8 protein-coding genes are annotated in these 12434 nt (G+C 74.4%); 3 read left to right on the forward strand and 5 right to left on the reverse strand.

Going from position 1 to position 12434, the window contains the following annotated elements:
* Positions 1-26: 26 nt before the first annotated feature.
* Genes AC3ET4_RS18780 through AC3ET4_RS18790 form a run of 3 tightly spaced genes read right to left on the reverse strand, consistent with a single transcriptional unit; the run spans position 27 to position 6269 of the window.
* Positions 27-4523 (reverse strand): FtsK/SpoIIIE domain-containing protein, encoded by a 4497-nt coding sequence (locus tag AC3ET4_RS18780; protein WP_431950781.1) that lies wholly within the window; start codon positions 4521-4523, stop codon positions 27-29.
* 19 nt (positions 4524-4542) lie between these two features.
* Positions 4543-5679 (reverse strand): hypothetical protein, encoded by a 1137-nt coding sequence (locus AC3ET4_RS18785; RefSeq protein ID WP_431950783.1) that lies wholly within the window; start codon positions 5677-5679, stop codon positions 4543-4545.
* Positions 5676-6269, reverse strand: coding sequence for a sigma-70 family RNA polymerase sigma factor (locus AC3ET4_RS18790; protein WP_431950785.1), 594 nt, complete (start codon positions 6267-6269; stop codon positions 5676-5678). The genes AC3ET4_RS18785 and AC3ET4_RS18790 overlap by 4 nt, the downstream gene beginning before the upstream one ends.
* Before the next feature lie 170 nt (positions 6270-6439).
* On the opposite strand from AC3ET4_RS18790, the gene AC3ET4_RS18795 reads away from it, so the two are divergent.
* A complete protein-coding gene (locus tag AC3ET4_RS18795) occupies positions 6440-7513 on the forward strand; it encodes a ricin-type beta-trefoil lectin domain protein (RefSeq protein ID WP_431950787.1) in 1074 nt (357 codons plus the stop codon).
* 83 nt (positions 7514-7596) lie between these two features.
* On the opposite strand, the gene AC3ET4_RS18800 is transcribed toward AC3ET4_RS18795, so the two are convergent.
* Entirely contained in the window at positions 7597-8538 is a 942-nt protein-coding gene (locus AC3ET4_RS18800) for an SIS domain-containing protein (RefSeq protein WP_431950789.1), read from the reverse strand.
* Between the two features lie 440 nt (positions 8539-8978).
* On the opposite strand from AC3ET4_RS18800, the gene AC3ET4_RS18805 reads away from it, so the two are divergent.
* On the forward strand, positions 8979-9812 hold the full coding sequence (locus AC3ET4_RS18805) for a class II fructose-bisphosphate aldolase (RefSeq protein WP_431950791.1): 834 nt from the start codon (positions 8979-8981) through the stop codon (positions 9810-9812).
* Between the two features lie 150 nt (positions 9813-9962).
* Here AC3ET4_RS18805 and AC3ET4_RS18810 read toward each other — a convergent pair whose 3' ends face one another.
* Positions 9963-10721 carry a hypothetical protein gene (locus tag AC3ET4_RS18810; protein WP_431950793.1) on the reverse strand — a complete coding sequence of 253 codons (759 nt, stop codon included), beginning with the start codon at positions 10719-10721 and terminating at the stop codon, positions 9963-9965.
* Between the two features lie 188 nt (positions 10722-10909).
* Here AC3ET4_RS18810 and AC3ET4_RS18815 point away from each other — a divergent pair, with 188 nt between their 5' ends.
* Positions 10910-12196, forward strand: coding sequence for an MFS transporter (locus AC3ET4_RS18815; protein WP_431950795.1), 1287 nt, complete (start codon positions 10910-10912; stop codon positions 12194-12196).
* Positions 12197-12434: the final 238 nt, after the last annotated feature.

The following is a 12434-nucleotide window of genomic DNA, read 5'->3' on the forward strand; positions in this document are numbered from 1 at the left end:
GGCGGTGCGGGCCACGGGCTCAGGGGTCACTCCGTGCGGAGCGAGGTCAGCGGCACCTGCAGCGCCATCACCTCGTTGCCCGGTCCCGCGGTCCAGCCGCGGCCCACATGGGGTGCCACCCGGGTGATGGCGTGCGGCAGCCGTACGCCGATCAACTCGCCCTCGTTGATGCTCTTCGGCCCCAGCAGCAGGCCGCGCCTGGCCTTGCGGGCACCGGCCATCCAGCCGCCCATGCCGCCCTGGACGCCGTCGGCGGTCGCGGCGTAGACGAGACCGAGTCCCTGGTCGCGGCCGGAGACCGTGATCTCCTTGAGGACTATGTCGGCGCCGGACATCCCCAGCAGGTCGGCGTCGTCGACCATCACCACCCGCGGTCCGGGCAGCGCGGCGAGCGCGGAGCGCAGCGTCTCCTCGGTCGGCTCGGTGTCGGTGACGACCCGGACCGTGCCGTGCCGGCTGAGCGCCCGCAACGGGGACTCACGCGGGGTAAGGACGACCAGTGAGGTGCCGCCGGCGAGCAGCGAGACCGCCAGCGAGGCGAGCGCGTTGCTACGGCCGGAGCCGGTGGGGCCGATGACGCCGAACACCGAGGACGCGCCCGCGAGGTCCACGCCGACCGGCTCGCCCGCGTCGCCGCCGACGCCCAGCAGGGCCCACAGGGGCCGCTTCCGCTCGTCGGGCACCTTGTCGTAGACCGCGGCGAACTCCGCCGAGCGCGGGAGCGAGGCCACCGTGAACGGGCGCCGCGCCTGGGGCACCCTCGCGTCGCGCTTGAGCGCGGCGGCGCCGATCTTCCGGAGCGCTTCGACCTGTTCGGTGCCGCCGCCCGAGGCGAGCAGGGCGACCTGGGTCTCGGTACCGGTCAGGATGTGCCAGCCCCGGCCGGGCGGGATGTCCGCCGGCAGCTTGCTCGGCTTCATGCCGACGGCCTGCACGTCGGAGCGGTCACCGGGCCGCAGGATCAGCCGGTGGTCGTTGTGGGCCGCCATACGGCCGCCCAGCAGGGCGCGCTCAGAGGTGCCGACGAAGTGGATGCCGGCGGCGGCTCCTTCGCGCACCAGGCGGACCATGTCCTGGTAGAGATGGCTGTACTCGTGCTCGTCGAGCATCGACGACAGGGCGTCCCAGCCGTCGACCAGCAGCAGGATGTGCGCCGGGCGTTCCGCCTTCGGCAGCACCTTGCGCAGCTCTCCGATGCCGGTGGCGTTGTGCTGCTGCGCCAGCTCCTGGCGGTTGACGAGTTCCTGGTTGAGGCGGCGCAGCAGCCGCTCCAGCCGCTCGGTGTCGTGCCGGGCGACGACGGCGCCGCAGTGCGGGAGCGTGGTGAGCGCGGCGAGGCCGCCGCCGGCCGCGTCGATGCCGTAGACGTGCACGTCGGCGGTGCTCAGGTAGCGGGCGGCGGAGCCGGCCAGGGTGCGCAGCACCTGGGTGCGGCCGGACCGGGGCGCGCCGATGACGTAGAGGTGGCCGAAGTTGCTCAGGTCGGCCGCGGCAACGTGGCGCCGCTGCAGCTGCGGCACGTCCTCCAGGGCGTACGGGATGAGCAGGCGTCCCTCGCGGACGGGGTTCATCGCGTCGAGGTCGTCGAGCAGCACGTGCCGCTCCAGCGCGGGCAGCCAGGGGCTGGGCTGCGGGGTGTGGTCCTCCAGCCGGTCCACGGCCGTGCGGATCTCCTCCACCAGGACCTGCAGGTCGGTGGGGGCGGGCGCCTGGGGGGCCTGGGTGACGACGGCCTCGGCGGGGGACAGTGCCGCTGGCCGCCCGAGGGCGTCCCAGGACAGTGCCGACGCCGCGACGGGCTTGCGGGGTCCGCTGTCCGGCTCCGTGTCCTCGGCGGTCTTCGGGCGCGGCCGCTCGGCGCCCACCCACGCGGTCTGGAAGGGCTCGGCCGACTTGGGGCCGCGCCGCACGAGGGCGCGGCCGGGGGTGGCCGGCGAGATCTCCGCGGCGTCGTTGACGTCGATGACGTCCTGGCTCTCGGACGGGTCGGTGACCCGCAGCGCGATCCGCAGGTTGGTGTTGGCGCGGATGTCGGCGGTCACCACACCGGCGGGGCGCTGGGTGGCGAGGACGAGGTGGATGCCGAGGGACCGTCCGCGCTGGGCGATGCTGATGAGTCCGGGCACGAAGTCCGGAACCTCGCGCACCAGGGTGGCGAACTCGTCGATGACCAGCAGGAGCCGGGGAAGCGGCGCGAGCGTGGGGTCGGCGGCGCGTTTGGCCTGGTAGTCGGGGAGGTCCTTGGCGCCTGCGGCGGCGAGGACGTGCTCACGGCGCATCAGCTCGGCGCCGAGCGACTCCAGGGCGCGTTCGACCAGGTGGGCGTCGAGGTCGGTGACCATGCCGAGGGTGTGCGGCAGATTCGCGCACTCCTTGAACGCGCTGCCGCCCTTGTAGTCGACGAGGACGAAGGTCAGTTCGTCGGGCCGGTTCGCGGCGGCGAGGGAGGCCACGAAGGTCTGCAGCAGCTCGGACTTGCCGGAGCCGGTGGTGCCGGCGACCAGTCCGTGCGGTCCGTCCTGGACGAGGTCGAGGGAGAACGGGCCCTCGAAGCCGCTGCCGAGCACGAAGGAGGTGGCGGCGGGCCGCGAGCGCCAGCCCTCCAGGATTTCGTCGGCGTTGGGCGGTTCCTGGTTCAGCAGGTCCAGCAGCTTCACGCGCTGCGGCAGTCCGGCGTCGTGCTCGGGGCTGACGTCGCGGACCGGCGCCACGGCGCGGGCGACCTGCTCGCACCACTCGGGCGTGACCTGGTCGGCACGGACGCCCGGGATGTCGGGCGTGCCGGGGCGCTTGACGGTCAGCCGGCCGGACTCGGCGAGCACCACTCCGGTGCTCTCCTCGGGCAGCAGCCGCTCCTGTTCGTCGAGGCAGACGCTGAAGACCCGGACGGCCGGACCCTCGGTGAGGACCTGCACCATGCCGGGCACGTCGCGCAGCCGGCGCGCGCCGTCGGCGATCACCAGGATGTCGGGGCCGACGACGGCGGCGCTGCGGTCGTTCTTGGTGCTCCGCTTGCGCGACTGGATCCGGGCGACCAGTTCCGACACGCGGGCCGTGGTCGACTCCGGGTCGTTGCCGATCAGGACGAGCGGGCCGCCGGGCGCGGTGGGCCGCACGTGCGGCAGCCAGCGGACCCATCCCCAGTCGTCGGCGCGCTCGGCGTCGGTGAGGAGCACGATCCGCAGGTCGCGGGGGCTGTGCAGCACGGCCGCCTGCACGGTCATCCAGCGGGCCAGCGGCTGCACTTCGGCCGCGGGGCCGGCCACACCCACCACGCCGTGCCCGCTGAGGTCCACGCCGATCGGTGCGTCGGGGATGTTCCAGCGGATGGTGCGGTGGTTCTCATCGCGCGCGGGGTCCTCGAGTTCACGCAGCGAGGGCTGGTCGGCGGTGCCGAGCCGCAGGACGAGGTGGTCGGGGTCGTGGCGGCGCCGTTCCCACAGCCGGCTGCCCGGGCCGGTGGCCATCAGGGCGACGGCGGCGGGGTCCGGCCCGGTGACGTGGCGTATCTGGCGCTCCCGGGCGACGGCCTCGCGGACGCCGTCCTCGACCGCGGCGCGGGTCCGCTGGTACTGCCGCTCCGCCTCCTCGTACTCCTTGCGGGCGGTGCGGCGGCCGGTGACCCAGTTGGAGAGCATCATCATCGGGCCGAGCGCGATGAAGGCGATGAAGTAGTACGACTTGAAGATGGCGACCATGAGGAAGCCCATGATCACCGGGGCGATCATCATGGCGGCGGGGAACGGCCGCTTGCCCGGGGGCCTGGGCGGGGAGGGCAGCCGGACCCGCTCGCCGTCCAGGTGCGGGGCGATCCGCGGCGGGCGGTTGTAGTCGATGCCGAAGCCGTCCGCGGACTCCGTCACGGCGGCGTCCGCCTCGACCGGCGTGCTCATCCGCAGCAGGACGGAGCCCACGGTCAGGTCCTCGCCGGGCGGCCACGGCACCGGCCGTCCCGCGGCGGCGATGCGCTCGGTGGCGACCTGCTCCGGGCGGGTACGGCGCAGCGCGGTGACGGCGTCGTCCGGCGGGGGCGCGGCGACCCGGCCGCGCACGTCGTCGCCGGGCCCGGTGCGGGTGCGATGCCAGTGGGCGGAGCCGTCGGCGCCGACGGTCACCCACAGGCCCCCCTCGGGGACGCTGTCGCCCTCGAGGCGGATCGCGCAGAGCGGTCCGGAGCCGATCTCGTGGCTGCCGAACCCGAGTCGCCAGGTGCGTCCGGCCTGCCGTCCGGAGACGATGTGGACTTCGGCGAGCACCGGTCCCGCGTCGGTCGCGTCGCCGACACGAACCCGGTCGGGATCCGTACCGGGGGCGCCCAGGCTGAGGATGCCGCCTTCGCGCAGTCCGGCCTCGGCGACGGGCAGGTCGGGTTCGAGCCGGCGGCCGTCCAGATAGACGTCGCGGGTCAGCGCGCCGTCCACGGCTTGCGAGAGGTCTGCGACGGTGGAGCGCGCCGGCAGCCCTACGAGGTGGTCGCGGCGCGCACCGTCCGCGCCGTCGACGGTGGTGATGGTGAGGTTCACGGTCTTCCCAGTTCGGGCGTCACGAGGACGAGGAGCGTGCGGTGGCGGCGGAGACGCCCGCCGGTCCGAGGGCGGTCGGCTCGGCGAGGTCGTCGTCGGCGGCGTGTTCCGCGGCGGCGGGGGCCGAGCCGGGGTCGGGACGGCGGGCGGTGGCGGACAGGGCCATGGAGGCCGACGAGAACCCCTCCTCGACGAGGTCGTCGTCGAGGGCGGAGTGGAACGACGGTCGGTCGGGACCGGGGCCGTCGTCGTCACCGGGGACTGGCGGCAGGGAGCGCAGCAGCCGGGCGACGACGCGGGCCAGGGGCAGCGCGTCGATCGTGAGGGCGGGCGGGCCGCCGTGCAGGCGCAGGTTGCCGTCGCGGTCCGCCTCCAGAATCAGGGTGCTGTGGTGGGCGACACCCAGGGACAGCAGGCGCACTCCGGCCGGCCGGCTGCGTTCCGGCGCCTCGGCGCTGACGGCGTAGCGGGCGCCGGGCCGGTCGAAGACGTCGGCGGGACCGGCGTGCCGGGGGTGCACCCCGGCGCCGACCACGACGTCCCCCACGGGGAGGCGGACGTCGAGCTGGGCGGCGACGGCCTGGAGGACGGCGCGAGCGGTGCGCCGCTCCCCGATGAAGGAGACGGCCGGGGGAACGGCCGTCAGATCGAGGAGCACCGCGTCGGCGTCGGCCCTGCCCAGGCAGACGAGCACAGGCGCCCTACCTCGCCCGGTCTCCGCCCCGCGGTCGAGGTCGGCCCGGCGGATCCACCACAGGCGCGGCTCAGCCGCGTCGCGGGCCCACGGCCGGGGCAGCGCTCCCTCACCGTGGCTATGGGCGACGTAGACGCCGACGACGTCGGTGCCGAGGAGTGCCGCGTAGGGGCGGGTGCCGGGGCGTTCGGCGGCGGCGCGGCGCAGTGCGGTCTCGGCGTCCGCCCAGCCGGCGGCGTCGCGGAGCAGGCGGCCGAGCACCCGCAGGCCGCGGCGGTGCCGCAGCTCTGTGCGGACAGGTGTGGCGAAGGCGCGGGCGGCCGTCGTCACCTCGCGCACGACGCGGCGGCGCAGCGCGCCCCAGCCGCCCGCACGGCGGACGATCCAGTGCGCCAGGACGACGGCCAGGATCAGCACTCCGACGAGTCCGATCAGCCGGTTCCAGCCGGCGGGGACGTTCACGCTGCCACTCCGTTCACGCCGCGACGGGCGAGTTCTGCCCTCAGGGCCCGCACTCCGTGGTGAGTGCGGGACTTGACGGTGCCCCGCGGCACACCCATGTCGGCGGCGGCGTCGGCTCCCGTCTGGTCCATGACGTGCACGCGCACCACGGCTTCACGGTGTGCGGGTGGGAGGGCGTCCAGCGCGGCGAGCAGCACGGAGCGGTCCGCGACGAGGCCGGCGTGGTCGCCGGAGTACTCGAGCGCGGTGCCCGCGAAGTCCGCGGCACTGATACCGACGGGAACCGCTCGGTCGCGGCGGCGGTGGTCGACGACGAGGTTGCGGGCCACCCGGAAGAGCCACATGCGGACCGGACGCTCGTGCACATCCAGCCTCCCGACCCGCTGCAGGGCGCGCAGCAGGGTCTCCTGCAGCACGTCCTCCGCGGCGTGCACGTCCCGGCCCATGAGGCCGGTGACGAAGCGCCGCAGGCTGTCCCGCTCCGCGATGATCAGGCTGGCGACAGCACTGTACTCGTCGTCGCCGCCGGTGCCGTCGTCGGTGAGGATCTCCGCCCCGTCCCTGCGGCAGTCGGACTCGTTCACACACATGGCGTAGAGATTAGAGTGCTGATCGACATGCTCCGACCACGGGGTCGGCGCATATCTGATCATTCGCCGGTGCGCTGACGAATGCGTAATCAAAAGTTCACCATGCGGAAACCGTGGGGCGGACGCGCGCCGCACAGTTCCGCCAGATTCCCGATCCGACAGGAGACCACGTGCCTCCCCATCCCGATCCACGGGAACCCGACGTTCTCGACGGGGCCAGGCCCCGTTTCGCGGACACCTTCGCCCGACGCCCTTCCCTGCCCCACCGGCGGTTCCTGCCGGACCGGCGGGCGTGGAGCGTGCTGGCGACGACGTCGGCCGTCATCGGCTGCGCGATCCTCGTCGTACCCCTGATGGCGACCATCAATGTCCTGCCCGACGGGGGCGGCAAGGGCGACTCGGTGGCGGCCGGCGCCCCCAGTGCCTCGCAGAGCGGCGTCCTGCCGGCGTCGCCCGGCAGCGGCGCCAAGAACTCCCCCGCCGGGGGAGGAAAGGTCGCCGCGGCCGGCGGATCCCAGGGACGGGCCGACGCCGGCGGTTCCGTGCGCGGCAGCGGCTCCACCAACGGAGGCCTGCCGCCGGTGGGCGGCGCCCCCGGCAGCGGCGACGGGACCGGCGGCAGCGGCGGCAGCGGCGGCAGCGGCGGTTCGGCCACCGGCGGCTCCGGGAGTTCCGGCGGCTCGTCGGTCTCCGGCGACTCCTCGACCTCCGGCGACTCCTCGACCTCCGGCGACTCCTCGACCTCCGGCGACTCCTCGACCTCCGGCGGCTCGTCGGGCTCCGGCGGCTCGTCGGGCTCCGGTTCCGGCTCGTCCGGCGGCACGACACCGTCCACGTCGGAGCAGACGACCACCGTGCCCGGCGTGCGGATCCGCAGCTCGCAGAGCGGTCGGTGCATCGCGGTCAGCGGCGCCAGGACCAGCCCCGGCCGCGACGGCGCCCGGCTGCAGATCCAGACCTGCGACGACGGCGCCTGGCAGAAGTGGGACTTCCGCTCCGACGGCACCATACGCGCCTTCGGCATGTGCATGGACCTGGCCGGCGCGAACTTCTCCGATGGTGCGGTCATCCAGCTGGCCCGCTGCAACGGCGGGTGGGCCCAGCAGTTCAGGCTCAACTCGTCCCACGACCTCACGGTCAAGAACAAGTGCGTCGACGTCGTCGACAAGGGCACGACCTCCGGCACCCCGCTCCAGCTGTGGACGTGCTACGGAACGACGAACCAGAAGTGGTCGAAGAACTGACCGCGCTCACATGAGGCCGTCCCCGCCCTCCGCAGGGCGGGGACGGCGTGCCGTCACCGCATACAGCGGCCGGCTCCCCGTCGTCACCCCGCGCCGTCGGAGAGGACCACCGAACGCGTCAGGTGCCGCGGCGCGTCCGGGTCGAGCCCCCGCGCCGCGCCGAGCGCCGCGGCCAGCCGCTGGACGACGACCAGGTCGGCAAGCGGGTCGCGCCCCAGAGCGACCAGGCGACCACCAGTGCGCGCGACCTCCCCCGCCATCCCCGCCGGGAGGTCCGCCGCGTCACCGAACCACCACACCACCCGCCCCGGACCGGCGACGCTGATCGGGCCGTGCCGGTACTCCATGACGGGGTACGCCTCCGTCCAGGCGCCAGCCGCCTCCCGCATCTTGAGCGCCGCCTCCTGCGCCACGCCGTAGGCCCAGCCGCGGCCGAGGAAGGTGAACTGCTCCGTCTCCAGCAGCCCCTCGGGCAGCGGCGCGGCCAGCGCGGCCTCCGCCTGCACGGGCAGATGGGCGACTTCCTCCCCCAACAAGGCGCGCAGCAGCACGAGTTGGGTCGTCGCGAAGCGGGTCTGCACGACCGAGACCTCGTCGGCGAAGTCCAGCACCACCGCCGCGTCGGCCAGTTCCGTGACAGGGGTGGCGGGATCGGCGGTGACGGCCACCGTGGGGGTGCCGCCGCGCAACCGGGCCAGCACCTCGAGGACCTCGGTCGTGGTGCCGGAACGGGTGAGGGCGACGACCCTGTCGTAGACCCGGCCGGCCGGAATCTCCGAGGCCGCGAAGGCGTCCGTCTCACCCTGGCCGGCGTTCTCTCGCAGTACCGCGTAGGCGTGCGCCATGAACCACGAGGTGCCGCACCCCACGACCGCCACCCGCTCGCCGGCCCTGGGCAACGCGGCCCGCCAGGGCGCCGTGCCGTCGCCCGCGAGCACGACAGCACGGCGCCAGCAGTCCGGCTGGGTCGCCGTCTCGGTCTCGGTCCTGCTCCGGCTCGTGTTCCCCGCTCCACTCCGGCTCATCGACGGCCTCCGTCCCTGTCCGGCGGCCCGTCGTGCCGAGCACGCCCGGTCGAGCATCATGTGTGGATCTGCCCGACTCTAGCGCTTCTCCCGCAGGACGTTGCATGCTGTTGCGCGGAACGGCCTGGGACGGCGAGGGGGTGGCTCGTGCGAGTGCAGGTCGCGTGTCGGCGCCCTCCGAACCGGCCGCCGTGAAGGGCTCGATCAGCACGGCCGGGGGTGCTCCCGTCCATCACCAGGACGTCGATGTCCGTCACCGGGCGGGTCCGCGCGAAGGCACGCTTCCCCGGCTCGGACACGTCGGCGACCACCACGGCCCGTGCGGCGCGCCCGGCGAGCGCCTGGTTCACACGAGCCCCCCTCGTGCCGGGCCGCCGCGCCGTGCGTGACGTCATCGGCCGTCACCTTCCCGCACCCCGACTTCGGGAGGTCAAGGCGTCATGCCGCTGGTCCCCACCGCCGAACTCGTCCGCGCGGCGCACACCACCGGGCGCGGGATCGGCGCCTTCAACGTCGTCTCCCTGGAGCACGCCGAGGCGATCGTCGCCGGCGCCGAGGCCGCCGGGCGGCCCGTGGTCTGCCAGATCAGCGAGAACGCGGTCCGTTTCCACGGTGGTTCACTCGCGCCGATCGCACGCGCGACCGCCGCGGTCGCCGAGTCCGCCGCGGTCCCCGTGGGCCTCCACCTCGACCATGTCACCGACGAGAACCTACTGCGCAGCGCGCCGGACTGCGGCTTCGGCTCCGTGATGTACGACGCGTCGGTCCTGCCGCACGCCCGCAACGTCTCCGCCACCCGGGCCGCCGCGGACTGGGCGCACGCCCGCGGTCTGTGGCTGGAGGCCGAACTCGGGGCGATAGGCGGGAAGGACGGCGTGCACGCCCCGGGCGCCCGCACCGACCCCGCCGAGGCAGCCGCCTTCGTGGGCGCCACCCGGATCGACGCTCTCGCCGTGGCGGTGGGCAGCTCGCACGCCATGACCACCCGCACGGCACGGCTTGACCACGGCCTGATCGCCCGTCTCCGCCGTGCGGTACCCGTCCCGCTGGTGCTGCACGGTTCCACCGGCGTACCGGACGACGAACTGCGCCTGGCTGTCGCCGCCGGCATGGTCAAGATCAATATCGGTACCGCGCTGAACATCGCCTTCACGGGCGCGGTTCGTGACGCCCTGGCAGCGGACTCCACCGCGGTCGACCCGCGCCGTTATCTGTCCCGCGCGCGCACGCGGATGGCCGCGGCCGTGGAGAACGCCCTGCGCGTCCTCGGCTGACTCACGCGCGGCACCCCCTCAGCGCCGACCCGCCGCCTGAAGCACCTCCGCCGCACGCCGGTGCGCCAACGCCCCCCGGTGAGCCGACGCCCGTACCGCGCCCGGCGCCACCGCCCCGTCGTCGGCACAGATCACCGCGCGGCGGCCCGGTCAACGCCGACCCGCCGCCTGGAGCCGCCGCAACGTCCAGCCACGTCCCAGAGGATCCAGCGGACGGGTCGCGTCAGTGAACACCTCTGCCGCACGCCGGTACGACAAACGCCCCCGCCCGGTGCGGAACAGCGGGCCCTCGACGCGTCCGAGCACGAGCAGCGGCAGCAGCCGGGCCGATCCGTCCCCCCAGCGCAACGGCGGCCCCGAGCGCTCGCGGGTGCGGCGGCCGGGCAGATCGAGGTCGTCGACGTCGAGCGCGAGAAGCCGTTCGATAGACGCCCCCGTCTCGTGGAGCAGATGCCAGAAGGCCTGCTCCCGTAGCGGCGCCGCCAGGCGCAGGACCTGGCGCACCTGGTCGGCGCCGAGTCCCGGCTCGGCACGGCGCGCCCTCGGCACGGGCAGGGCCCGCAGGCCCGTCGTGGGGTCGCCGTTCAGCCAGCCTTCCGCACGCCACCACGTCACGGCGCTGCTGAGGACGGACAGTTCACGGTTGGCGGTACGGGCGCCGACCGCCGCGGACCGCAGCGCGAAGGCCTCACGCAGCCGTCCCGCGGTACCCGGCGCGTCCAGCACGGCCAGCGGCACCGCCGGCGGCTCGGCGCCTCGACGGCCGCCGCCGACGGGCGGGGGCCGGTCGACGAGGCCCCAGGCCCAGGTGACCAGTGCGATCCGGTAGACCCGCCGGGATCCCTCGCCCAGCTTGGAGGCGGCGAGGAAGCGGTCGACGGCCACGGCGTACTCCACCGGATGGGTCATACGGTGCCCGCTCCTCCCCTGTCGGTCCGTCGGCCGGGCGACCCGGCTCACCACCGGGCCCGCCGAGATCGACCGCAGTAAATGTCATTTCCCTGTGCGCACTCGCCATCATAAGTTGACTCGACCAGACTCAATAATTTCGCCCGCCGGCCTGGCGTGTCGCCACGCGCCTCTTGCACGCTGCGCCCATGGCACTCATTCCCCGCGCCGCGGTCCTGCGCGAACGCGACTTCCGCCGCTTCTTCCTCGGCTACAGCACCTCGCTCCTCGGATCGTCGATGGCGTCCGTGGCACTCGCCTTCGCGGTCCTGGAGACGGGCGGCGGCGGCACCGAACTCGGCCTGGTCCTGGCGGCCCGCATCCTGCCGCTGGTGCTGGTGCTGCTCGCGGGCGGCGTCCTCACCGACCGCTGGGGCAGCCGCAGCACGATGCTCGCCGCCGACGTCACGCGCTGCCTCACCCAGGCCGGCCTCGCCCTCGCCCTGATCGGCGGCGCTGCGCATATGGCGACGCTGATAGCGCTGGTCGTGGTCTGGGGCGCGGCCGAGGCCCTGTTCACCCCGGCTCTCGACGCGCTCGTCCCGCGCATCGTGCCGGACGACAAGCTCGCCGACGGCAACGCGCTGCTCGGCATGGCCCGGTCTGCGGCGTCGATCGCCGGACCCGCGCTCGCCGGTGTCCTCACGGCGACCGCGGGCGCCTCCGCCGTCCTCACCGTGGACGCCCTCAGTTACGGGGTGAGCGTCGTCGCGCTGCTCCTGCTGCCGCGGACCGTCAGGACCGCCGGATCCGCCTCGTCCTTCGTCCGGGAGCTGCGGGAGGGCTGGACGGAGTTCCGCTCCCGGACCTGGCTGTGGATCACCTCCGTCCACGTCGGCCTGTTCAACCTCCTCGTATGGGCGCCGTTCCTCGTCCTCGGGCCGTTGGTCGTCCAACGGGACCTCGGCGGGCCGTCCTCGTGGGGCCTGGTCATGGCCCTGTACGGGGCCGGAGCCGTGGTGGGCGGCACGGTGATGCTGGGGCGCCGGCCCCGCCGTCCACTGCTCCTGGGCACGGCCGCCACCTCGGGCTGGGCCATGCCTTCGGCCGCGCTCGCCGCCGGGCTGCCGCTGCCATGGATCTGCGCCGCCGCGCTGGCGGCCGGCGTCGGCTCGGCCGTGTGCGGCACTCTCTACGCGACGGTCACGCAGTCGCAGGTGCCGGTCGGCGCGCTCGCCCGCGTCAGCGCGTACGGCACCTTCGGGGCCTTCGCGCTGGGGCCGGTGGGCCTCGCCGCGGCCGGCCCGTCGGCCGTCCTGGTCGGCACCGCGGGGGTGCTGGGCTTCGGCGCGGTCTGGCAGCTCGCGGCGGTGGCCGTGGTCCTGACCCTTCCCGCAGTACGCTCGGCCTTCCCGCTCCCGGGGACGACGGAACCGGCGGCTGCGCCGGACGCCGCTGGGAGCCGGGAGCCGAGCACCACCTCCCCCTCTTCCTGAGCCCTGCGGCGCCGTCGGACAAGGCCGTGGGCCCGCCCCGGGTCGCGGGCAGGATCGGCCCGCGACCCGCCCGCCGTCGACCGCGGCACCGCTCCGGTGGGCGAACGGCAGCACCTCGACGCAGCGGACGGCCTCGACGACGTCACGGGCCTCTCCCGGGCGTCTACCGCTGATCTTGCGAGAGTGCCCCGGCCTTCAGGCCGGGGGTGAATCGCATCTCAGAACTGCTCTGACTGAC

This window comes from Actinacidiphila sp. bgisy167, assembly GCF_057707665.1.

Bases quoted from the DNA above. Each gene is read 5' to 3' on its own strand.
- AC3ET4_RS18815 (WP_431950795.1), top strand. From the start codon at position 10,910: ATGGCACTCATTCCCCGCGCCGCGGTCCTGCGCGAACGCGACTTCCGC.
- AC3ET4_RS18805 (WP_431950791.1), top strand. From the start codon at position 8,979: ATGCCGCTGGTCCCCACCGCCGAACTCGTCCGCGCGGCGCACACCACC.
- AC3ET4_RS18810 (WP_431950793.1), bottom strand. From the start codon at position 10,721: ATGACCCATCCGGTGGAGTACGCCGTGGCCGTCGACCGCTTCCTCGCC.
- AC3ET4_RS18800 (WP_431950789.1), bottom strand. From the start codon at position 8,538: ATGAGCCGGAGTGGAGCGGGGAACACGAGCCGGAGCAGGACCGAGACC.
- AC3ET4_RS18790 (WP_431950785.1), bottom strand. From the start codon at position 6,269: ATGTGTGTGAACGAGTCCGACTGCCGCAGGGACGGGGCGGAGATCCTC.